Genomic DNA, 20,236 nt, shown 5'->3' with positions numbered 1-20,236 from the left:
CATGGAACACACCCTGGTCTACTACCTGTTCCAGTTCGCCTTCTTCTACCCGATGGTGATGGCGTTCTTCTGGATGTCCGGGGGGCTCTATTACTTCTTCCGCCGCGAGCGGAAATCACGCGACCGCGCTGATCCGCCGCCGATGGCGGAGTATCCGTTCGCCTCGTTGCTGATTCCATGCCACAACGAATCGGACAACCTGGACGACACCATCGGCGCGGCCCTCGCTCAGCGCTACCCGGATTTCGAAGTCATCGCGATCAACGACGGTAGCAGCGACGCTACCGGCGCACGGCTCGATGCACTGGCCGCCGTACACCCGCGACTGCGTGTGGTGCACCTGGACCGCAACCTGGGCAAGGCCAACGCACTGCGCATGGGTGCGCTGGCGGCGCAGTCGGAGTACCTGATCTGCATCGACGGCGATGCCATGCTCGAAGAGCACGCCATGCACTGGATGGTCTGGCACCTGAACAGTGGTCCCCGCGTGGGTGCGGTGACCGGCAACCCACGCATCCGCAACCGCTCCACCCTGCTTGGCCGCCTGCAGGTCGCCGAGTTCTCCTCGATCATCGGCATGATCAAGCGCGCGCAGCGCGTCTATGGCCGCATCTTCACCATCTCCGGGGTCATCGCCGGGTTCCGACGCACCGCCCTGCACCGCATCGGCTACTGGGCCGATGACATGGTGACCGAGGACATCGACATCAGCTGGCGCCTGCAGCTGGATCACTGGGACATCCGCTATGAGCCCAATGCGTTGGGCTTCATCCTGATGCCGGAAACCCTCGGCGGCCTGTGGAAGCAGCGCCTGCGCTGGGCACAAGGCGGCGTGGAAGTCCTGCTGCGGCACGGCGCCAGCCTGTTCGACTGGCGCAAGCGACGCATGTGGGGCGTGCTGGTGGAGTACATCTTCAGCGTGCTGTGGGCTTACGTGATGCTGCTCATCATCGTGCTCTGGGCGCTCGGCAAGTTCGTCGAACTGCCGCCGTCGCTGTACATCCAGACGCTGCTGCCGCAGTGGCATGGCGTGATCCTCGCGCTGGTCTGCCTGTTGCAGTTCGCCAGCAGCCTGATCATCGACCGTCGTTACGAAACCCACATCGGCCGCAATTATTTCTGGGTGATCTGGTACCCGATGGCGTACTGGTTGATCAGCCTGTTCACCACCCTGGTGGCCTTCCCGAAAACCCTGCTCAAGCGGGGCCGCAGGCGCGCCACCTGGGTCAGCCCGGACCGGGGAATACGATGAACGCCAACAAGCCGTCCCGCCGTTTCGACTCGCGCCTGATCCAGAAGCCGCGCCAGCAACCCCGTCTGCAACGCACCGCGTGGGGATTCGTCACCCTCGCGTTCTGGGCCTTTTATTTCTATCTATGGGCGCCGGTGCTGACGCTGATTTCCTGGCTGGTGGGGGGGCGCCTGGCCTGGGTGCAGCTGTACGAGCGCAAGCAGCAGCTGGATCCTTTCCTGATCATCGCACTGCCGGTATTGCTGGTGGGCTGCGCGACGCTGCTGATCGTGTGGGCGGAATACAATCGCTTCCGCTTTTCGGGCAAGGAGCGGCGTGCGCCGCGCATCGATGTAGCGCATGCGGAGATCGCCCGTGACCTCGGCGCAACCGATGCGCTTGCCCGTCAGTTGGCGGGCGCCAAAGCCGTGATGCTGCACATGGATGACGACGCACGACCGGTGGGTCTGACCGAGCAGCAGCTGCCGGTCACCCCGTTGCAGGCCACCTGACGCGCCCTGCTGCGGGCATGACGGATTTCCGGGCTGGGCCGCATGCCGGGTAGCGCCGAGCCATGCTCGGCGAGCGCGCAGCGCGGTGTGGTGAGCGCAGCCGACTGAAGTCGGCTCTACCGCCTACGCGCGGACCTGCCCTTTGCCCCGCACGACGAAACGCTCCACGGTCAGCGACTCAAGGCCCATCGGGCCATACGCATGCAGGCGTGTGGTGGAGATCCCGATCTCGCTGCCCAGCCCCAGCTGGCCGCCGTCCGAGAACCGCGACGACGCATTGACCATCACCACCGCCGACCGCAATGCCGTGATGAAACGCTCGGCGTGCGCGGCGTCGCGGGTCGCGATGACTTCCGTGTGATCGGAAGTGAAGCGGCGGATATGTCCGATGGCCGCGTCCACGTCATCGACCACCTTGACTGCGATCACCAGGTCCAGGAACTCCGCGGCATAGTCATCTTCCGTCGCCGCCACGCTGCCTGGCAGCAACGCCTGCGACGCCACGTCGACACGCAGCTGGACACCCCGTTCGGCCAGCGCCTTGCCGGCCAACGGCAGGAACACATCGGCGATATCGCGGTGGACCAGCAGCGTCTCCAGCGAATTGCACGCGGAGGGCCGGCTGCACTTCCCGTCGACCAGCAGGTCAACGGCCTGCGCCACGTCCGCACTGGCATCCACGAAGAGATGACACACGCCCTTGTAGTGCTTGATCACCGGCACGCGCGCGTGTTCGGCGACGAAGCGGATCAGGCCCTCGCCGCCGCGCGGGATGGCCAGATCGATCAGCTCGTGCAACTGCAGCAGTTCCAGCATCGCTTCCCGGCGCAGGTCGGTCAGCACGGTGACTGCCGCCTCGGGTATGCCTTGGCCGCGCAGGGCGCTGCCCAAGGCCGCAGCAATCGCAGTATTGGAATGGATCGCTTCGGACCCGCCGCGCAGGATCACCCCGTTACCCGCTTTCAGGCACAACGCCGCCGCTTCCGCCGTGACGTTGGGGCGCGCTTCGTAGATCATCGCAATCACCCCCAGCGGGACGCGCACCTTCTGCACGCGGATGCCGTTGGGACGCACCTCGTCGCGGGTGACCTGACCGACCGGATCAGGCAGTCCCGCCACTTCACGCAGCGCCTCGGCCATGGCGAACAGACGCGGAGGATCCAGCGCCAGCCGGTCCAGCATCGCACTGCCAATGTCCCTCGCGCGTGCCGCCGCGACGTCGCGCGCATTGGCGGCAAGAATCTGTCCGGCGTGACTCTCCAGCGCGGCAGCCATCGCCTGCAGCAGGGCCGCACGCTGACCCGCATCCAAGCCAGCCACCACGGTGGCGGCACTGCGGCAGGCACGTGCCTGCTGTTCAATTCCTGACATGGTTGAACCCCGCAGAAGAGCAGAAAAGGCAAAAGGGCGACGGCGTCATGGCAGAACCTGCTGAAGACTGAGGTAGGCATACACTGGCGTCGAGTATAGCGAAGGCTTACCGCGTCAATCCGCGTGCCTTGCCCGCAACCGTGACGTTCGCTTCCGGCCTGCCTGGTTGCTGCCTGATCCGATGCCAACGTTCTCGGATGGTCATTTGTTTCCGCCACCGGCTCAATCGAATGCGCAGCGCCTTTGTGCATGCAATCTTGCAGACGAGCCTCGCAACCGGCAGAACCTGTCTGCCTGACGAGGCCAAGAGGAACGACCGATGACGACCAGACCCGTTACAGACACCCCCTCTGCTCCCAACCCGGATTTCCAGATTGAACTGACCATTGATTCGGTCACGGTGGCGCCCGAGGGCAATGCCGCGATCGACTTCAAAATCACTGCCAAGGCAAACGTAGCCCACGTGGACGGCTACCAGCTGTGGAGTGAAGACGAATCGGGAGGCTTCTTCCGACACAGCAGCACCAAAGATAACGCTGAAATGCACCAGCGGCCCTTCGGGACGCGCGTATGGTGGGCTCACGCCATTCGGCACACGGCAACGACCATGCGGTTCTTCGCCGCCTGGAATCGGGAAGATCCGGTACGCGTCAGCAACTACGTGGATATCGTGCTGCCCGCAGTGCCAGCCCCCACGGAATTCTCTGCACGAGATGGCGGCTTGAACGTCATATGCACCGGCAGGGCGCTGCCTTACGGAGAAGTACTGGTGCGTCTGGACAAGACGTCCAGCAAGGTTGAGGCAGGGAAAGATGGGACATGGCGCGCCATCATCGACGCAGCCCCAGGCACGTACACGGCCAGCGCCCAGTGCCTTGGTGGACCCCTTCCAGATTCACCCAGGGTCTCTGTGCAGGTGGTGGTGGCCAAGGCACCCGCCATTCCCCTGCGGCTGTTGTTTCCCGAAGAAGGAAGGAAGATAAGCCGGCTCACCCGCGTCACCGGTACCGCCAGGCCGAAGACGCGGGTAGAGGTGTCAGTGGGCGGCGGTCCGGTCGCTGTCACGCGGGCGGGTCCCGGAGGGGCGTGGGAAGTGCCCGAGGCGCGTTCAGACACGCCGGGTCTGGTGGACGTGTTCGTGGAAACCCCGGACACGGGTGAGGCCCTGCGACGCAGTGTGGACGTGGAGTCTTTTCCCGTGTGGGATGTCACCCACCTGTTCGCCGGACCAATCGTTGACGAAAGCGGACTGGTGACCCGCGCCGGTGCCGTTGCCGAAGGACGCGGCGAGCAAGGGGACACGATCCAGTACAGCGTGCGCGGCGAGGAGCCTTGGACCGACCTGGCAACGGTGGGCGAGGATCTGCGCTGGCGGTTCGAACACGTGGCACCGCCTCCCCCGCCGCCGCCCTTCCGGATGGGCAGACTCTATCTCCGCTGCCCAGGTGATCCCCTGATTCGTGATTACACGGTAGAACTGCAACCGCCCGTCATCACGTCGCCAGAGGAAGGCGCCGTCACCGGACCCAGCGTGGAATTCAGCGGCTTTGCAGCACTGAAGTTCGATATCGAACTGCCCGATGGCGTGAAGCAGCGGGTAACGCCGGACAAGGAGCACGCCTGGAAGGTCGTACTGGGTCCCTTTGCACCCGGCATACACACCGTGATCGCGCGATCTGCCGCAGCCAACCACAAGCGGGAGCAGACGCGTCGCACCTTCCTGGTCGAAGACGTCCCAGGTCCTGACGACACGTGACCTGACCCGGCGCATGTGCCATCGCGTGGCAGGCCGCAATGCGATCAGAGCAGGACCAGGTCATCACGATGGACCACGCTGCCACCGTAGTTGTATCCCAGCGCAGTTTCGATATCGCGCGAGTGGCGGCCAGCGATACGCCTGACATCGCTGGCAGCATACTGGCTGACGCCGCGCGCGACGCGGGACGCGGCGCCTTCGCAGCGGCTGCGTATCTCCACCATGTCACCCCGGCGGAAATCGCCATCGGCGCCCGTGATACCACCGGGTAACAGCGACGCGCCTTTTGCCCGCATGGCCTGTGCCGCACCGTCGTCGATCCAGATCACCCCGGGCTCGACCGGCGCGTGGCGCAACCAGTACTTGCGCGCCGCCTCGCGGCTCTGTGACGCATGCAGGCGTGTGCCGTGCAGCCGGCCCTGCGCAAGGGCACGCACCACATCGCCATCGCGACCGTTGAACAGAATGGTTTCGATGCCCAGCCGCGCCGCCTTGGCGGCGGCCTCCAGCTTGGTGCGCATGCCACCGGTGCCCGCACTGCTGCCGCTGCCACCGGCCATCGCCAGCACCTCGGCGGTGATCTCGCGCACGTCGATGATGGGGCGAGCGCCCGGGTCGCGGCGCGGGTCGGCGCTGTACAGGCCATCGATATCGGTCGCGATGAACAGCACATCCGCGTCGACCAGCGCAGCGACGGTCGCCGCCAGGTTGTCGTTGTCGCCGAGCTTGAGTTCATCCACAGACACGGTGTCGTTTTCGTTGACCACCGGCAGCGCACCGAGCCGCAGCAGTTCAGTCAGCGTGGCACGGGCATTGAGATAGCGACGCCGATTGCGCAGGTCATCGTGGGTGAGCAGGACCTGCGCAACCGGACGTTCGAAGAACCGCTGCCACAGGCCGATCAGCTGCGCCTGGCCGAGCGCGGCGAGTGCCTGGCGGGCGGCCATCGCGGCACCGGCGGCCTCTACCTTCGGCAGGATGGCGCGACCGGCCGCTACCGCACCGGACGACACGATGACCACCTCTCGACCTGCCAGCACGTGGGCAGACACGAACTGCGCAAGCCCCAATGCGTAGCGCGGCGACAACCCGCCACCGTCGGCAGCAAGCAGGCTGCTGCCGACTTTCAACACCGCGCGTCGCCAAGGGGGCAGGGGCTGCTCGACGAAGGGCGATGTACTCATGAGCGGCTCATCGGGTGATCCACTCGTGCACGGTCAGGTCCGACGTCTCCATCGTGACCAGCGGATCGCGCGCGACGATGGCGCGCGCTTCCTCCAGGCTGCCCACATTGCACAGCACGTAGGCACCGCCGCTGCTGTCACTGAAACCGCCGGTGAGCTGCAGTTGCCCCGCGTCACGCAACGCGTCCAGGAACGCCACATGCGGCGGTATGGCCTGCGCGTCGAAATCAGGCCGGCGCAGGGCCACGACCAGATACAGGGTGCCGGCCATCAGCCCAGCGCCTGCCAGCGCGCGCGCAGGGCATCCAGCTGCAGGTCCGCTGCCGCACCGGGCGAGACGCGCGCGGCCAGGCTGCCTTCCGGTGTCCGCCCCTGCCCTGCGCTGTCGGCGCCTGCAGCGGCGGCCTTGTAGGCTTCGCGGAACGGCACACCGTCCACCGCTGCCTCCACCGCCACGTCGGTGGCATACATGCCCGAATCAATGCCCGCCAGCAACTTGTCGTTGCGCCATTCCAGATTGGCCAGCAAGGCGGGCAGCAGCTCCAGCGCAGCGAGTCCGCGGCCGAAGCCATGGAAAATCGCCCCCTTGGAGCCCTGCAGGTCACGGTGGTAACCCGACGGCAGCGACAGCAGCTGCTCGATCTCGGTACGCGCGGCGGCCACGCTGGCATGGGTGGCGCGCATCAGCTCGATGACATCCGGATTGCGCTTGTTGGGCATGATCGAACTGCCGGTGGTGTACTGCGCGGGCAGTGCGACGAAGCCGAACTCGGCGCTGGTGAACAGCGACAGGTCCCAGGCGATGCGGCGCAGGTCCAGGGTGGCGCTGCCCAGTGCTTCCAAGGCGGCCATCTCGAACTTGCCACGCGACAGCTGCGCGTAGATCGGCGAGATCTGCATGCGCGCAAAGCCCAGCGCCGCCGTGGTGTGCGCCCGGTCCAGCGGCAGGTTGACGCCATAGCCGGCTGCGGTACCGAGTGGATTGGCATCCACCAGTGCATGCGTGTCGCGGGCGCGGATGGCGTTGTCGATGAAGGCTTCGGCCCAGCCCGCCCACCACATCCCAGCCGACGAGACGACTGCGCGCTGGATATGGGTGTAGCCGGGAATCGGCAGATCTTTCTCCGCCTCTGCACGGTCCAGCGCCACCTTGGCGATCTCCGCGTTCAGCTGGGACACGCGCAGCAGTTTTTCCTTCAGCCAGAGGCGCGTGGCCACCAGCACCTGATCGTTGCGGCTGCGGCCGGTGTGTATCCGGCGGCCTGCGTCGCCCAAGCGCTCGGTGAGGCGCGCTTCGATGGCCGAATGACCATCTTCGTACTGCTCGTCCAGCACGAAGCGTCCACTGCGGAAATCGTCGGCCAGTACCTCCAGCTCGCGTTGCAGACCGGCCAGCTCGTCCGCGCTGAGGATGCCGATGTGCTGCAGTCCCTGCGCGTGCGCTGCACTGGCGGCAATGTCGTGCAGGAAGAATTCGCGATCAAGGATCACGTCATCGCCGGCAAGGAAGGTCTGGATCTTTGCGTCGACCGCGACGCCCGGCTTCTGCCACAGAAGGTCTGCCATGTTGTGCTCCATCGGCGGCCACGGCCGCCTGTCGATGTCAATCAGTGCGGGATCGAGGTGAGTTCGTCGATGCCCAGCGCGAGGTTGAGGTTCTGCATGGCCTGGGTGGCCGCGCCCTTCAGCAGGTTGTCCAGCGTGGCCACCACCACCACCCGCTTGCCGCCCGGCGCCAGGGTGAAGCCACCGATCTGCACGCCATGGCGGCCGGCGATGCGGCTGACCCATGGCGCTTCATCCACCACCTCGATCAAGGGCTCGGCGGCATAGGCGTCGGTGAAGCGCGCCACGATCTGTTCGCGGGTCTGCGGCTGGTTGAGCCACAGGTTGACGGTCATGGTGATGCCGCGGAAGTGGGGCGCCACATGTGGCATGAACTCCACCGGCACGCGCAAATGCGCGGACACTTCGCGCTCATGCACATGGTTGGTGAGTGCATACGGCATCAGGTTGTCGGCCAGCAGGGCCGGATCGTTCTTGTCGGAAGGCGTGGTGCCGGCACCGGAATATCCCGATACGCCGAAACACTGCGGCGGGCCGGCCAGCAGGTCGAGCAGCGGATGGATCGCCAGCTGCATCGCCGTGGCGTAGCAGCCCGGATTGCTGATGTGCTTCTCGCCGTTGTAGCCGCTGCGGGTGAGCTCAGGCAGGCCGTAGTACCAGCTGCCCTCAAAGCGGTAATCGGCCGACAGATCCACAATGACCGTGTCCGGCTTGATCGCCTCAAGCGCGGCCACGAAGGGCGCCGCCAGGCCGTTGGGCAGGGCGAGGATCACGGCGTCCACGCCCTTGCCGGCCACCGCGTCGGCGTCCAGGTTTTCGTACTGTAGATCGCCTTCGATCTCCGGATGATGATCGGCCAGGCGCTGCCCTGCCCGCTCGCGCGAAGAGACAAAGGCCAACGCCAGCCGCGGATGAGCGGCGACCAGCTTGATCAGCTCCGCGCCGGTATGGCCGCGGGCGCCGACAATGCCAAGGGTGAAGGTCGTGCTGTCATTCATGAGTGGCTGTCCAGGCGGAACTGCAGGTGGCGCTTCACCCCTGTCCATTCCGCATCGATGATGGAAAAGATGACGGTATCGCGTGGCGTGCCATCGGGATGTCGCCGGTGATTGCGCAGCACGCCATCCTGTTTGGCACCCAGGCGCGCAATCGCCGTACGCGATGCGTGGTTGAACCAGCTGGTTTCGAACACCACGCTCAGGCAGCCCAGCGTCTCGAACGCGTGCTGCAGCAACAGCAGCTTGGCTTCGGTATTCAGGCCGGTGCGTTGTACGCGCGGCGCGTGCCAGGTATAGCCGATGCTCAGCGTGGGAACGCTGGCATCCAACCCGTAATAACGGGTGCTGCCGACGATATCGCCGGCCGCGTCACGGATGACGAAGGGCAGCACGCGGCCTTCTGCCTGCGCCTGCAATGCTGCGTCCACGTACGCCGCCACGTCGGGCGGCGCTGGCACCTGGGTGAACCACAACTGGTCCAACCCGCTGCCCTGCACGGCCTGCTGCAGCCCCGGCACATGCGACGGCTGCAGCGGTTCCAGGCTGACATGGCGGCCGCGAAGCGTGGGCACCTGCACCCAGTGGTCAGCGCTGCTCATCCCTGCAGGCTCGGCGCACGTTGCGCACAATGCTCGACATACGCCCTGATGCGGTCAAAGCCATCCGCACCGTACCAGAACGTCTTCCAGCTGCCCTGCTTGTAGCAGCCATCGGATTCGGCGTAGTAGAAGTGGTTGATCGGGTTGCCGTTGCGCGACCGCCAGAACAGCTGCGGCGTCTCGTCCAGCATGACATTCCAGACCGCACGGCCCAGCCCCTCGCCCTGCGCATCATCGAGCACGGCGAACTTGTCCAGATACACGCCTTCCGCTTCGTCGGTCAGGATCACCGCCGCCCGGTAGTTCTCGCTGACATAGGCACGCAGCAGCCGGGTCCTGTCGAAGTAATCCGCGACCAGCACGCGACCAAAACTGGATTCGATCAAGCCGCGCAGGCGTGGCAGGTCCAGTTCGTCCCACGAGGTGGCACGCAGGACCTTCTCGCCCTTGCGCACCAGCGTGCCCGATCCTTTATGGGTGAACAGTTCCTTGGCCAGATCGGCCGGCCGGGTGATCGACACCGACGACTCCAGCGGCAGACGATCCAGCAGGTCCTTGATCTGTTCGATCTTCACCTTCATGCCGCCGTGGATCCAAGGCTGGGTCATCAGGTCGGCGTACTCGGTGGAGAGGTTGATCGAATCGATCACCTTCCCGTCCTCGTCAAGCAGGCCGCCGGTGCCTGTCAGGAAAATGATCTTGTACGGCTGCAGCTCCTGCACCAGCTCGTTTGCCGCGAAGTCCGCGTTGACGTTGAGGATCTGCCCACTGCGCGTTTCGCCCAGGCTGGTGATGACCGGGATCGACCCGGCCCGCAGGCTGGCCTCGATCGGGGCGAGGTTGACCTTGCGGACTTCACCGACCAGACCGTAGACGTCCTGGTCCATGTACTCCGCTTCAAACACGCCACCGGTGATCGAGGTGGCGCGCGCACCGTTCTGCTGCAGCGCCTCGACCAGTCGCAGGTTGGACTGCTGGAACACCTGGCGCACGATCGCCAAGGCCTCCGGCGAGGTCACCCGCAGGCCGTTGACGGTCTGCTTCTCGATGCCGGCCGCGGCCAGTTCGGCATCCAGCTGCGGGCCGGCGCCGTGCAGCACGATCGGCGTCAGGCCGACTTCCTGCAGGAACGACAGCGAAGACGTCAGCGCATCCAGGTCATCGCGCAGCACGGCACCGCCGACCTTGACCACGGCGAAGCGCTTGGCATCGAGCTGCGAGAAGCGCTTGAGGTACTGGCTGATCTCTTTCGCGCTGGCCATGCTGGAAAGCAGGCGGACGATGGTCTGGCGGGTCTGGCGATGAGGCTGGAGGGCTGGGGACATTTCGGTTTCGTCACAGGCGGCTGGGCCGCGTTGCAGGTCCGCCGTACCAATGGCACGACGGCAGTGGAAGTACTCAGGCGCCGGCGCTGATGATCCGGTGCACCGCATCGGTGTAACGCTGCAGTTGCTCCAGCGTCACGAACTCGTCGGCGGTGTGTGCCTGGGCGATGTCGCCCGGGCCGAACACCATCGTGGTGTAGCCACCTGCAGAGAACAGCGACGCTTCGGTCCAGAAGTCCACCGCATTGCCGATCGGCAGGTCCAGTGCATCGGCCACGTCGCGCGCGGCAAGGCGTCTGTTCTCCGCATCGGCGATGTCGCCGGCCGGCAGGCTGGGGCCACGGAAGGTCTCAGTGAACTGCGCCGCGTCCGGTTGGGCCAGCCCGGCAAACGTGGCCAGCAAGGCATCGATATCCATCGACGGCAGCGGCCGGAAACCGAAACGCACTTCCGCAGCCGGCGCGATCATGTTGGCCTTGATCCCACCTTCCACGCGACCGATGTTGAAGCGCAGGCCCGTCAATCCGCCGAAGCGCGCCGACGACAGCGACTCCACATGGTCCAGCGCCCGGTTGCCCCAGCGCATGGCCTGGTGCAGCGCGCTGGCCGCCGCATCCTGCTTGCCCGATGCGTGGCCGGCGCGGCCGGCAAACTGCATCAGCACCGAGCTGATACCACGGTGGGCCAGCACCGCCTCGCTCATGGTCGGCTCGGCGACCAGCACCGCTTCGTAGGGAATGCCGCGCGCCAGGAACGCCGCGATACAGCGCGGATCATTGGCTTCTTCATCGCTGGAGAACAGGAACGCGGCATCGCCATCGCTGGCATTGGCCGCAGCCACCAACGCCGCCGCTGCACCCTTGATGTCACACACACCAAGCCCCACCACGCGATCGTCCAGGCGCCGCATCACGTGCGGGTCCGCACTCCAGTGTGGCGAATCCGGCACCGTATCCAGATGCACGTTGAACAGATACTTCGGCGTACCGCGCACCGCATACAGGCTGACCGCTCCGTCGCCGTGGTCGATCACCTCCACCTGGAAGCCAGGCAGGTGGTCACGCAGGTAATCGAAAATCCCCCCCGTGGTGATCGCGCGCGGTGGATTGCGGGTGTCGAAAGACACCAAGGCCTGCAGGTGATGAAGCGTCTGTTCCAACATGTTGCGTAGATCCTTCAGGACAACGTAAATCCAGATGGAGGAGAACCCCCTTCTTGTTGAAGGGGGTGCGCCAACGGCGCGGGGGTTAAGGTGGAATGCGTGGGCAAACCGCTGGCGGTTTGTTTAAGGGGGTGCGCCAACGGCGCGGGGTCAAGGTGGAATGCGTGGTCAACCGCTGAGCGGCAGGCCACGCCTGTCACTCAGCGATTGACCTGCGCGTAAACGGTCGAGCTCATGCCGAACAGCTTGATGAAGCCTTCGGCTTCTTCGACGCCCCAATCGGCCGACTGCGCATACGTGGCGCCCTTGGTGTTGAGCAGGTGCGGCGAACGCACGGCCACCGCATCGACACGGCCACCGCGGGTTTCCAGCACGACTTCACCAGTGACCTTGGCCTGCGACGACTTCAGGAACGCTTCGATGTCGGTCTTCAGCGGGTCGTGGTAGAAGCCCTCGTACACCAGCTCCACCCACTTGCGCGCCACGTCCGGCTTGAAGCGGTTCTGCTGTTTGGTCAGCACGGCATCTTCCAGCGCGCGATGCGCGGCGAGCAGCGAGACCAGGCCCGGCGCTTCGAACACGATGCGGCCCTTCAGGCCGATCACGGTATCGCCGGTGTACACGCCACGACCCACGCCGTACGGTGCGAACAACGCGTTCAACGTGGCCAGGATCTTTTCACCCGGCAGCGCCTTGCCATCCAGCTCGACCGCTTCGCCGTCAACGAATTTCAGGGTGACCGTCAGCGCCTTCTCCGGCCATTCGCTGCGCGGTGCGCACCAGCCACGGGCCCCTTCGCCCGGCGCTTCCCAACGGTCGATCTCACCGCCGGACATGGTCAGGCCCAGCAGGTTTTCGTTGATGGTGTAGGCCTGCTGCTTGGCGCGCACGCCGAAGCCGCGCTCTTCCAGGTACTTCTGCTCGTAGGCGCGGGTCTGGGTGTGCTCTTTCTGGATCTCGCGGATCGGGGCGATGATCTGGTAGTCGCCCAGCGCCTTCACGGCCAGGTCGAAACGCACCTGGTCGTTGCCCATGCCGGTGCAGCCGTGGGCGATGAGGTGGGTACCCAGCTCGGCGGCGCGCTTGAGCGCGGCATCGACGATCAGGTAACGGTCCGACACCAGCAGCGGGTACTGGCCCTGGTAGCCTTCGCCGGCCCAGACGAACGGCTTGACGAAGCCTTCCCAGATCGCCGGGCCACCGTCGACGGTGACATGGCTGGTGACGCCCAGCTCGGCGGCGCGCTTTTCGATGAAGTCGCGCTCTTCATCATCCACGCCGCCGGTATCGGCGAACACGGTGTGCACGTTGTAGCCGCGCTCCTGCAGGTAGGGCACGCAGAAGCTGGTATCAAGGCCGCCGGAGAAGGCGAGGACGACGTCTTTGTTGCTCATGGGGGTAGGATCCTGGTAGCGCCGGGCCGTGCCCGGCGGAAGGGTTCAATCAGAAAGAACTCAGCGGCCGGCCAGCGCGGCCATGATCGCCTTCTGCACGTGCAGTCGGTTCTCGGCCTCGTTGATGGCGATGCACTGCGGCGAATCCATCACCGCATCGGTGGCCTTGACGTTGCGGCGGAGCGGCAGGCAATGACTGAAGACGCCATTGTTGGTCAACGCCATCTTCTGCTCGTCGACGATGAAGTGCTTGTAGTTTTCGCGGATCGGCTTTTCCGGCTCCCAGTTGCCAAAGAACGGCAGCGCGCCCCAGCTCTTGGCATACACCACGTCCGCACCGGCGTAGGCACTCTGGATGTCGTGGCTCACCTGCAGCGAGCCACCGTTCTCGGCCACGTTCTGCTCGGCCCAGCCCATGTACCGCTCATCCAGGATGTACTGCTCGGTCGGGCACAGCAGGGTCACGTCCATGCCCATGCGGGTGGCGATGGTCAGCGCGGAATTGGCCACCGCGGTGTTCAGCGGCTTGGGATGGTAGGTCCAGGTCAGCACGTACTTCTTGCCGCGCAGGTCCTGCGTGCCGAAGTGCTCCTGCAGGGCCATCACGTGCGCCAGCTCCTGGCACGGGTGGGTGATGGTCTCCATGTTGATCACCGGCACCGGCGAATACTTCGCAAAGCTCTTCAGCACGGTGTCTTCGCGGTCGACCGACCAGTCGACGAACTTCGGGAAGGCACGCACGGCGATCATGTCGCAGTACCGCCCCAGCACCTTGGCCACTTCGGCGATGTGCTCTTCGGTGTCGCCATCCATCACCGTGCCGAGGTTGAACTCGATCGGCCATGCATCCTTGCCCGGCTGCAGCACCACCGCGTGGGCACCCAGCTGAAACGCACCAAGCTCGAAGCTGGTGCGGGTGCGCATGGACGGGTTGAAGAACACCAGTGCGATCGACTTGCCCTTGAGCTGGTCGCCGAGCTTGTTGCGCTTGAACAGCGCCGCCTGGGTCAGCAGCGCATCAAGCTCGCTGCGGCTCCAGTCCTGGGTGTTCAGGAAATGCTTGAGGGACATCAATCGATCCTTGCGTTGGGCACGGGCGGGGCGGAGCGTCCAGTGCGCGGGGTTGGGAATGAGTGCAGATGTAACTTTTCAGACGCTGAAACGAAAAAACCCAGCCGGGGGGCTGGGTTTTTTACCGAACAGACAGCACGAAGCTCCGGTCACCCAGCGGAAATGTGGGATTCCGGTCGGCGGGCACGCGACGTCATGCCGGTGGCCTGGCGGGCGGCGCTCGTGTCGTGCTGGAAGTCGGTTGCGTTCATTTCCGCCCATGGTGGCATGGCCGATGGTGCGGTGCAAGAGGCTGATCAGGGATTTGCGGCGGCGCCCTGCTCGGCCCCCACCCACGGGGTGATCGATACGCGGATCTTCAACCGGTTGCCCGGGTCTTCGGCCAGCCGCGAGCGGTACTTGGTGCCCTTGTAGACGTAATCCACATCGTAGGCGATGGGCCGGCGGAACTCGCGCCCCACCGGGACGATCCGGCAGTCACGGGTAAGCATCGGCGCATTGCTGGACGGCGTCTCGGACGGCGCGACCGGCGCGGCCGCCGGATCCTGCTCGCCCGGCTTGAAGATCGACCGGACCGACTCCCACAGCCGTCCAAACCGCCCCTTGTCCTCCACCGGCTCCTCGCCGGTGACATTCACCGGTGGCAGGTTGCGCGTGGTCACCGGCTCGCAATGCTCCTCGGTGCGTGTCGCACGCAGCGTCTGGAACACCGGCTCTACGTTCAGCACCTGCGCGTAGTCGAACTTCAGGTTCTCGACGATCACCACCCGGTTGCGCGGTTCGCCCTCTTCGGACTGGGCCACGGCAGGCCCGGCCAGCAGGCAGGCCAGCGCAGGCAGGAGGGCGGTTCTCATTGGCGAGGGGATCAGATGCACGGTAATAGTGTAGGCAGCACGGACGCCAAGGGGCTGAACATTACCCGTCCGTCGCGCGCGGGGCCACCCCACGCGGTCGCGCGCAGTGCCCGGCGGTACCCCGCAGGCCCTTGCGGCGCTAGAATCAACGGCTTGTCCCCCAGTCCTCCCGCCATGACACTGCGCCTGCACAATAACCTGACACGACAGCTCGAAACGTTCACCCCGCTCGATCCTGCCTGTCCGACCCTGTATGTGTGCGGCCCTACTGTCTACAACTACGTGCACATCGGCAACGCGCGCGGACCGGTGGTATTCGGCGTGCTGGCCGACCTGCTGCGCCGCCGCTTCGGCAACCTGCGCTATGCGCGCAACATCACCGACGTGGACGACAAGATCAACACCGCTGCGCGAGAGCAGGGCGTGCCGATCAGCGCTATCACCGACCGCTTCGCCGCTGCCTACCGCGACGACATGGCCGCACTGGGCGTGGTACCGCCGGATATCGAGCCGGAAGTCACCGCGCACATGGCGCAGATCATCGCCATGATCGAGCAGCTCATCGCCAACGGCCATGCCTACGCGGCGGAAGGCCACGTCCTGTTCGCCGTGGACACCTTCGAGGGCTACGGCAAGCTGTCGCGCCGCGACCCGGAGGAAATGCTGGCCGGTGCCCGCGTGGAGGTGGCGCCCTACAAACGCGCCGCGGGTGACTTCGTGCTGTGGAAGCCGTCGAGCGACGACCTCCCGGGCTGGGCGTCCCCGTGGGGGCGTGGCCGCCCCGGCTGGCACATCGAGTGTTCGGCGATGGCTGCCGCGCACCTGGGCCCGACCATCGACATTCACGCCGGCGGTGTGGACCTGCAGTTCCCGCATCATGAAAACGAAATCGCGCAGAGTGAGTGCGCGCATGGCGGGAAGGTCTTTGCGCGCTTCTGGCTGCACAACGGCATGCTGAATTTCGGCGGTGCCAAGATGAGCAAATCGCTCGGCAACATCGAACGCGTGCACGACCTGGTGCGCCAGCACCCTCCGGAAGCGCTGCGCCTGGCGCTGCTGTCGGCCCATTACCGGCAGCCGCTGGACTGGTCCGACGCTGTGATCGAGCAGGCAGGACGCACCCTGGACCGCCTGTACGGCACGCTGCGTGATCTGGCCGATGTCGAGGCGCAGGCACTGATTCCGGCAGCCATCGAAGCGGCGCTGGATGACGACCTCAACACGCCCTTGGCCCTGGCCGAACTGGCACGCATCGCCGGTGAAGCGCGCAAAGCCGTCGATCCCGCTGCACGCCAGCAGCTGAAGCAGGAGCTGCTCGGCGCCGGCCTCGCGCTGGGCCTGTTGCAGCAGGATCCGGGCGCATGGTTCGGCAACGCCGCTGGCGACAGCGACGACGATGCCCGCATCCAGGCGCTGATCGACGCGCGGGCGGCGGCCAAGCAGAGCCGCGATTTCGCCCGTTCCGACGCCATCCGCGACCAGCTGGCGGCCGAAGGCATCGTGCTGGAAGACACCGCCCAAGGTGTGCGCTGGGTACGCAAGCGCGCCTGATGGTCCCTCGGTCGGCCGCTGCGGCCGGCTGTTCCGCCCTTTGAAGACTGAAATGACCGACTCCCCCTTTCCCCTTGAAGCCACCGCTGCCGAGGCACAGACCACGATCGCCGACGAGTTCTCGTTCTTCAGCGACTGGTCCGAGCGCTACCAGTACCTGATCGACCTGGGCCGCAAGCTGCCGACCTTCCCTGAGGCATGGAAGACCGAAGAGCATCGCCTGCTCGGCTGCCAGTCGATGGTGTGGATCGTGCCCGAGGGCAATGCAGATAACCTGCGCTTCCATGCGATCAGTGACTCGGCGATCGTGTCAGGGCTGATCTTCCTGGCCCTGCGGGTGTATTCCGGCAGGAGCGCAAGCGAGATACTCGCCACCGAACCGACCTACATCCAGGACATCGGTCTGTCGCGCCACCTCTCGCCTACCCGCAGTAATGGCGTGGCGGCGATGCTGTCCTTCATCCGCGAGACTGCACAGGCCCAGCAACCGCACCCCGCCCCGTGAGCGTGCCGGCCCCCACCGAAGAAAGCGCGCGCACGCTGCTGGCCCGTCCCGGCTTCACCAAGCTGCTGGCCTACCGCATCTTCGCGATGCTGTCGTACCAGATCGTGGCTGTCACCGTGGGGTGGCACATCTACGAGGTCACCCGGAATCCATTTTCGCTGGGCCTTGTCGGCCTGGCCGAAGTGCTGCCGTTCTTCTGCGTGGCGCCGTTCGCGGGCTATCTGGTCGACCACCTGCCGCGGCGCCGGCTGGGCATGGCCGCGTGTGCCGGCCTGGTCGCCACCGCGCTGGTGCTGTGCGCGGTAGCGTTCGGCTGGCTCCCCTTCCACGGCGTCTGGCCGATCTATGCGGCCATCGCGTTGACCGGCATGGTCCGCGCCTTCCTGTCACCCATCTACAACGCCCTGTTTGCCCGCGTGCTGGAGCGCCATCAGTTCGCACGTGGCGCCGGGCTGGGCAGTGTGTTCTTCCAGGCCGGCATGGTGGTTGGCCCCGCGCTGGGCGGCGTGCTGGTCGGCTGGGGCGGTAAGGGCGTGGCGTACGGTGTGGCGACCGGCTTTGCGGTCGTGGCCATGGGCTGCCTGGCCTCGCTGCGCGTCACCGAGCCGGTGCACACCGGGCCGGCCGCGCCGATCTTCCGCAGCATCGCCGAAGGGGCGCGCTTCGTGGTCGGCAACCGGATCATGGTCGGGGCGATGGCGCTGGACATGTTTTCGGTGCTGCTGGGCGGCGTGGTGGCGATGCTGCCCGCCTTCCTGCAGGAGATTCTGCATTACGGCCCGGAAGGACTGGGCATCCTGCGTGCGGCCCCGGCATTGGGTTCCATCGCGGTCGGGCTGTGGCTTGCGCGCCACCCGTTGCAGCAGCACGCCGGCCGCGTGCTGCTGTTCGCCGTGGCCGGCTTCGGCGTGTGTGTGATCAGCTTCGGGTTGTCCCACCACTTCTGGCTGTCGGCGCTCATCCTGCTGTTCTACGGCGCGTTTGACGGCGTGTCAGTGGTGGTGCGTTCGACCATCCTGCAGCTGGCGACGCCGGAAGAGATGCGCGGTCGCGTGTCGTCCATCAACGGCATCTTCATCAGCTCGTCCAACGAACTCGGCGCGTTCTACGCGGGCACGATGGCGAAGTGGCTGGGGCTGGTGCCGGCGGTGGTACTGGGCGGCTTCGCCGTGCTCAGCGTGGCGGGCATTACCGCCTGGAAGAATCCCACGCTGCGGCGATTGAACCTGCGCGACCTGCAGTAAGACGGCCTTGCTCGCGGCGAGCCATGCTCGGCGCGGTTGCCCGTTGACGGCCAGCGGCCGTCACTACCGACACCGCGCGCGTCGCCTGATGCAGGCCGCGCTGCGCGCTCGCCTAGCGTGGCTCGGCGCTACCGGGTATCCCGCCAACGCGCGCCCTTGGACGCGCCCCTCGCTTCGGTAGCGCCGAGCCATGCTCGGCGGCTCTGTCCGTTGACGGCCAGCGGCCGTCACTACCGGGGCACGTCAGTTGCCACAGCCCTGCAGCTTCAACGTCTGGCCTTGGCGCAGGCTGTACGCGGGCGCTTTCAGCCCATTCGCGCGGGCCAGCGTCGGCACATCGCAGCGGAACTTTGCCGCGATCCTGCCAAGCGTGTCGCCCTTCCCCACCTTGTGGGTGCGCACCGGCTGCGGACGCGCTGCGGCAGGACGCGGTGCGACCACCGGGGCGGCCGGCGCCGTGCCGACCACGCTCGCTTCTGCAGCCGCCACCGGCACCACGCCCCCCACCGCCACGCTGCCGGTGAAGCTGGCTGCGCTGGGACGCACGATCGCCGCATTGAGATCGGCGGTGATCAGCGTACGTGCCAGATCGGCACGCGGGCCGCTGACGCAATTGCGCGTGTACAGACCGGCGATGCGGGTGGTGGCATTGATCAGCGTACCGGCCGGGATCCAGCCGTCCGCCTCGTAGCGCGGGTTGAGGTTGCGCAGCGTCCGCATGTAGCCATCACGCGTGCCTTGGCTGCCCAGGCAGATGGTCAGCTCGTAGATCGTCGTCGACTTGGCCAGGCGCACCGTGGCCGGCTGTGCGTTGACCTTCGGGAACTCGACGCCGTACTGCTGCGGATGCAGGAAGATCCAGGCCGCCGCGATCACCATCGGCACGTAGTCTTTGGTTTCTGCCGGGAACTCGCTGTACACGCTGTCCACCCAGAAGCTCTGACCACCGCCCTGGCGGAACACACGCAGCGCCCGCCCTTCCCCGCCGTTGTAGCCGGCCAGCGACAGCTCGATGTTGTTGTTGAGCTGGCGCATGCGCTCGTTGAGGTAGGTCGCGCTGGCTTCAGCCGCGCTGCGCGCATCGAACCGGGTATCGAAGCCGGTGCCATCCGGGCCCAGCCCGAACCGCCGACCGGTAGCCGGCATGAACTGCATCAGCCCGGCCGCGCCCGCACGCGATGACGCATGCACGCGCCCGTTGGATTCCTTGGCCATGATGCCGAACAGCAGCGCCTCGGGCAGACCGCGCTTCTCCCACTCCGGCCACATCACCGCGCGCACGTTCTGGTAATTTTCGTAGCTGGTCAGCAACGCGGGGCGCATGTCGGTGAGCCAACGGCGGATGCCGGCCTGGATGGCCGGGTTGTACTCCACCATGCTGTCGAAGGCGTGGCGCTTGTCGTTGAGCAGGGCGGCGGCACGCGCCGCCTCGGGCACGTCGGCGGCCAGCGGCCCGATGTGGTCAGGGTCGGCCTGCAAGGTGTCACCCGCCTCGTCGGCCACGCTGTCCTCGCCTTCCGCATCGGCATCCCGCTTGAGCAGCCGCTTGTAGGTCGCCAGCAGGTTGCTCATCTGGCAGCCCTTCTGCGCCACGCATGCGCTCAGCACGTCCTCCATGTCTTCCAGTGCCGCATCGGCTTCGGCGGCCCCCTTGGGATCGGCATTGGCCACGCGCAGCAGCGCGTCGGTGTAGCGTTTCTCGGCCACGCCCATGCGCTGCTGCAGCGCATCGGCCTTGGCCCGGTCACGGTTGGATACACGCTGCGCATGGGCGTCGGGGACGGCAACCAGCAGGCTGGCGAGCGCCAGGACGGGCAAGGCACGAGCAAGCAGGACAGGAACGGGCATTTTTGGCACTGTGTGCGGATCAGACGGGCAGAGTAGCGGTGCCGCCAAGGTCGGAGCAACCCGGG

At 66.1% G+C, this 20,236-nt stretch carries 18 protein-coding genes; 6 read left to right on the top strand and 12 right to left on the bottom strand.

The window, feature by feature from the left end; translation table 11 throughout:
* The first annotated feature begins 1 nt into the window (after position 1).
* Together pgaC and pgaD are read left to right on the top strand one after the other, a co-directional pair.
* The gene (pgaC, locus tag IFT58_RS08830; RefSeq protein WP_192094502.1) at positions 2 to 1,252 is read left to right on the top strand and encodes a poly-beta-1,6-N-acetyl-D-glucosamine synthase; all 1,251 of its coding nucleotides are present in this window, start codon (positions 2 to 4) and stop codon (positions 1,250 to 1,252) included.
* Positions 1,249 to 1,743, top strand: a complete 495-nt coding sequence (pgaD, locus tag IFT58_RS08825; RefSeq protein WP_192094501.1) for a poly-beta-1,6-N-acetyl-D-glucosamine biosynthesis protein PgaD — start codon at positions 1,249 to 1,251, stop codon at positions 1,741 to 1,743. Before pgaC ends, pgaD begins: the two co-directional genes overlap by 4 nt.
* 123 nt (positions 1,744 to 1,866) lie before the next feature.
* Here the strand turns inward: pgaD and IFT58_RS08820 are convergent, their stop codons facing one another.
* Positions 1,867 to 3,114 (bottom strand): glutamate-5-semialdehyde dehydrogenase, encoded by a 1,248-nt coding sequence (locus IFT58_RS08820; protein ID WP_192094500.1) that lies wholly within the window; start codon positions 3,112 to 3,114, stop codon positions 1,867 to 1,869.
* Positions 3,115 to 3,433: 319 nt separating this feature from the next.
* On the opposite strand from IFT58_RS08820, the gene IFT58_RS08815 reads away from it, so the two are divergent.
* Positions 3,434 to 4,870, top strand: coding sequence for a hypothetical protein (locus IFT58_RS08815; protein ID WP_192081816.1), 1,437 nt, complete (start codon positions 3,434 to 3,436; stop codon positions 4,868 to 4,870).
* A gap of 44 nt (positions 4,871 to 4,914) precedes the next feature.
* Here the strand turns inward: IFT58_RS08815 and proB are convergent, their stop codons facing one another.
* The 10 genes from proB to IFT58_RS08765 form a co-directional block, all read right to left on the bottom strand.
* On the bottom strand, positions 4,915 to 6,054 hold the full coding sequence (gene proB, locus IFT58_RS08810) for a glutamate 5-kinase (protein ID WP_192094499.1): 1,140 nt from the start codon (positions 6,052 to 6,054) through the stop codon (positions 4,915 to 4,917).
* Positions 6,055 to 6,061: 7 nt separating this feature from the next.
* On the bottom strand, positions 6,062 to 6,325 hold the full coding sequence (locus IFT58_RS08805) for a YciI family protein (protein WP_188326719.1): 264 nt from the start codon (positions 6,323 to 6,325) through the stop codon (positions 6,062 to 6,064).
* Entirely contained in the window at positions 6,325 to 7,620 is a 1,296-nt protein-coding gene (argH, locus tag IFT58_RS08800; protein WP_192094498.1) for an argininosuccinate lyase, read from the bottom strand. The genes IFT58_RS08805 and argH overlap by 1 nt, the downstream gene beginning before the upstream one ends.
* Positions 7,621 to 7,661: 41 nt before the next feature.
* The gene (argC, locus tag IFT58_RS08795) at positions 7,662 to 8,618 is read right to left on the bottom strand and encodes an N-acetyl-gamma-glutamyl-phosphate reductase (RefSeq protein WP_192081819.1); all 957 of its coding nucleotides are present in this window, start codon (positions 8,616 to 8,618) and stop codon (positions 7,662 to 7,664) included.
* Positions 8,615 to 9,217, bottom strand: coding sequence for a GNAT family protein (locus IFT58_RS08790; RefSeq protein ID WP_188326716.1), 603 nt, complete (start codon positions 9,215 to 9,217; stop codon positions 8,615 to 8,617). Before IFT58_RS08790 ends, argC begins: the two co-directional genes overlap by 4 nt.
* Positions 9,214 to 10,542 carry an acetylglutamate kinase gene (locus tag IFT58_RS08785; protein WP_188326715.1) on the bottom strand — a complete coding sequence of 443 codons (1,329 nt, stop codon included), beginning with the start codon at positions 10,540 to 10,542 and terminating at the stop codon, positions 9,214 to 9,216. Before IFT58_RS08785 ends, IFT58_RS08790 begins: the two co-directional genes overlap by 4 nt.
* A 73-nt stretch (positions 10,543 to 10,615) precedes the next feature.
* Positions 10,616 to 11,704 carry an acetylornithine deacetylase gene (locus tag IFT58_RS08780; RefSeq protein WP_192094497.1) on the bottom strand — a complete coding sequence of 363 codons (1,089 nt, stop codon included), beginning with the start codon at positions 11,702 to 11,704 and terminating at the stop codon, positions 10,616 to 10,618.
* A 200-nt stretch (positions 11,705 to 11,904) separates the two neighbouring features.
* Entirely contained in the window at positions 11,905 to 13,098 is a 1,194-nt protein-coding gene (locus tag IFT58_RS08775; protein ID WP_192094496.1) for an argininosuccinate synthase, read from the bottom strand.
* Positions 13,099 to 13,158: 60 nt separating this feature from the next.
* Complete coding sequence (locus IFT58_RS08770) at positions 13,159 to 14,169, bottom strand: N-acetylornithine carbamoyltransferase (protein ID WP_188326712.1); 1,011 nt, start codon at positions 14,167 to 14,169, stop codon at positions 13,159 to 13,161.
* Between the two features lie 296 nt (positions 14,170 to 14,465).
* Complete coding sequence (locus tag IFT58_RS08765; protein WP_192081823.1) at positions 14,466 to 15,023, bottom strand: hypothetical protein; 558 nt, start codon at positions 15,021 to 15,023, stop codon at positions 14,466 to 14,468.
* 174 nt (positions 15,024 to 15,197) lie between these two features.
* Here IFT58_RS08765 and cysS point away from each other — a divergent pair, with 174 nt between their 5' ends.
* The 3 genes from cysS to IFT58_RS08750 are packed head-to-tail and all read left to right on the top strand — an operon-like array spanning position 15,198 to position 18,323.
* A complete protein-coding gene (cysS, locus tag IFT58_RS08760) occupies positions 15,198 to 16,574 on the top strand; it encodes a cysteine--tRNA ligase (protein WP_192094495.1) in 1,377 nt (458 codons plus the stop codon).
* A 52-nt stretch (positions 16,575 to 16,626) separates the two neighbouring features.
* Positions 16,627 to 17,079 (top strand): SufE family protein, encoded by a 453-nt coding sequence (locus tag IFT58_RS08755; protein ID WP_188326709.1) that lies wholly within the window; start codon positions 16,627 to 16,629, stop codon positions 17,077 to 17,079.
* Positions 17,076 to 18,323, top strand: coding sequence for an MFS transporter (locus IFT58_RS08750; RefSeq protein ID WP_192094494.1), 1,248 nt, complete (start codon positions 17,076 to 17,078; stop codon positions 18,321 to 18,323). Before IFT58_RS08755 ends, IFT58_RS08750 begins: the two co-directional genes overlap by 4 nt.
* A gap of 243 nt (positions 18,324 to 18,566) precedes the next feature.
* Here the strand turns inward: IFT58_RS08750 and IFT58_RS08745 are convergent, their stop codons facing one another.
* Positions 18,567 to 20,171, bottom strand: coding sequence for a transglycosylase SLT domain-containing protein (locus IFT58_RS08745; protein ID WP_188326707.1), 1,605 nt, complete (start codon positions 20,169 to 20,171; stop codon positions 18,567 to 18,569).
* Positions 20,172 to 20,236: the final 65 nt, after the last annotated feature.

This window comes from Stenotrophomonas sp. CFBP 13718 (assembly GCF_014842145.1).
Classification (GTDB): domain Bacteria; phylum Pseudomonadota; class Gammaproteobacteria; order Xanthomonadales; family Xanthomonadaceae; genus Stenotrophomonas.
Note: the sequence above shows the minus strand (reverse complement) of the source record. Positions and strands in the feature narration are given on the sequence as shown.

Excerpts from the sequence above, each read along its gene's own strand:
- pgaC (WP_192094502.1), top strand. The coding sequence starts at position 2 with ATGGAACACACCCTGGTCTACTACCTGTTCCAGTTCGCCTTCTTCTAC.
- pgaD (WP_192094501.1), top strand. The coding sequence starts at position 1,249 with ATGAACGCCAACAAGCCGTCCCGCCGTTTCGACTCGCGCCTGATCCAG.
- IFT58_RS08820 (WP_192094500.1), bottom strand. The coding sequence starts at position 3,114 with ATGTCAGGAATTGAACAGCAGGCACGTGCCTGCCGCAGTGCCGCCACC.
- IFT58_RS08815 (WP_192081816.1), top strand. The coding sequence starts at position 3,434 with ATGACGACCAGACCCGTTACAGACACCCCCTCTGCTCCCAACCCGGAT.
- proB (WP_192094499.1), bottom strand. The coding sequence starts at position 6,054 with ATGAGTACATCGCCCTTCGTCGAGCAGCCCCTGCCCCCTTGGCGACGC.
- IFT58_RS08805 (WP_188326719.1), bottom strand. The coding sequence starts at position 6,325 with ATGGCCGGCACCCTGTATCTGGTCGTGGCCCTGCGCCGGCCTGATTTC.
- argH (WP_192094498.1), bottom strand. The coding sequence starts at position 7,620 with ATGGCAGACCTTCTGTGGCAGAAGCCGGGCGTCGCGGTCGACGCAAAG.
- argC (WP_192081819.1), bottom strand. The coding sequence starts at position 8,618 with ATGAATGACAGCACGACCTTCACCCTTGGCATTGTCGGCGCCCGCGGC.
- IFT58_RS08790 (WP_188326716.1), bottom strand. The coding sequence starts at position 9,217 with ATGAGCAGCGCTGACCACTGGGTGCAGGTGCCCACGCTTCGCGGCCGC.
- IFT58_RS08785 (WP_188326715.1), bottom strand. The coding sequence starts at position 10,542 with ATGTCCCCAGCCCTCCAGCCTCATCGCCAGACCCGCCAGACCATCGTC.
- IFT58_RS08780 (WP_192094497.1), bottom strand. The coding sequence starts at position 11,704 with ATGTTGGAACAGACGCTTCATCACCTGCAGGCCTTGGTGTCTTTCGAC.
- IFT58_RS08775 (WP_192094496.1), bottom strand. The coding sequence starts at position 13,098 with ATGAGCAACAAAGACGTCGTCCTCGCCTTCTCCGGCGGCCTTGATACC.
- IFT58_RS08770 (WP_188326712.1), bottom strand. The coding sequence starts at position 14,169 with ATGTCCCTCAAGCATTTCCTGAACACCCAGGACTGGAGCCGCAGCGAG.
- IFT58_RS08765 (WP_192081823.1), bottom strand. The coding sequence starts at position 15,023 with ATGAGAACCGCCCTCCTGCCTGCGCTGGCCTGCCTGCTGGCCGGGCCT.
- cysS (WP_192094495.1), top strand. The coding sequence starts at position 15,198 with ATGACACTGCGCCTGCACAATAACCTGACACGACAGCTCGAAACGTTC.
- IFT58_RS08755 (WP_188326709.1), top strand. The coding sequence starts at position 16,627 with ATGACCGACTCCCCCTTTCCCCTTGAAGCCACCGCTGCCGAGGCACAG.
- IFT58_RS08745 (WP_188326707.1), bottom strand. The coding sequence starts at position 20,171 with ATGCCCGTTCCTGTCCTGCTTGCTCGTGCCTTGCCCGTCCTGGCGCTC.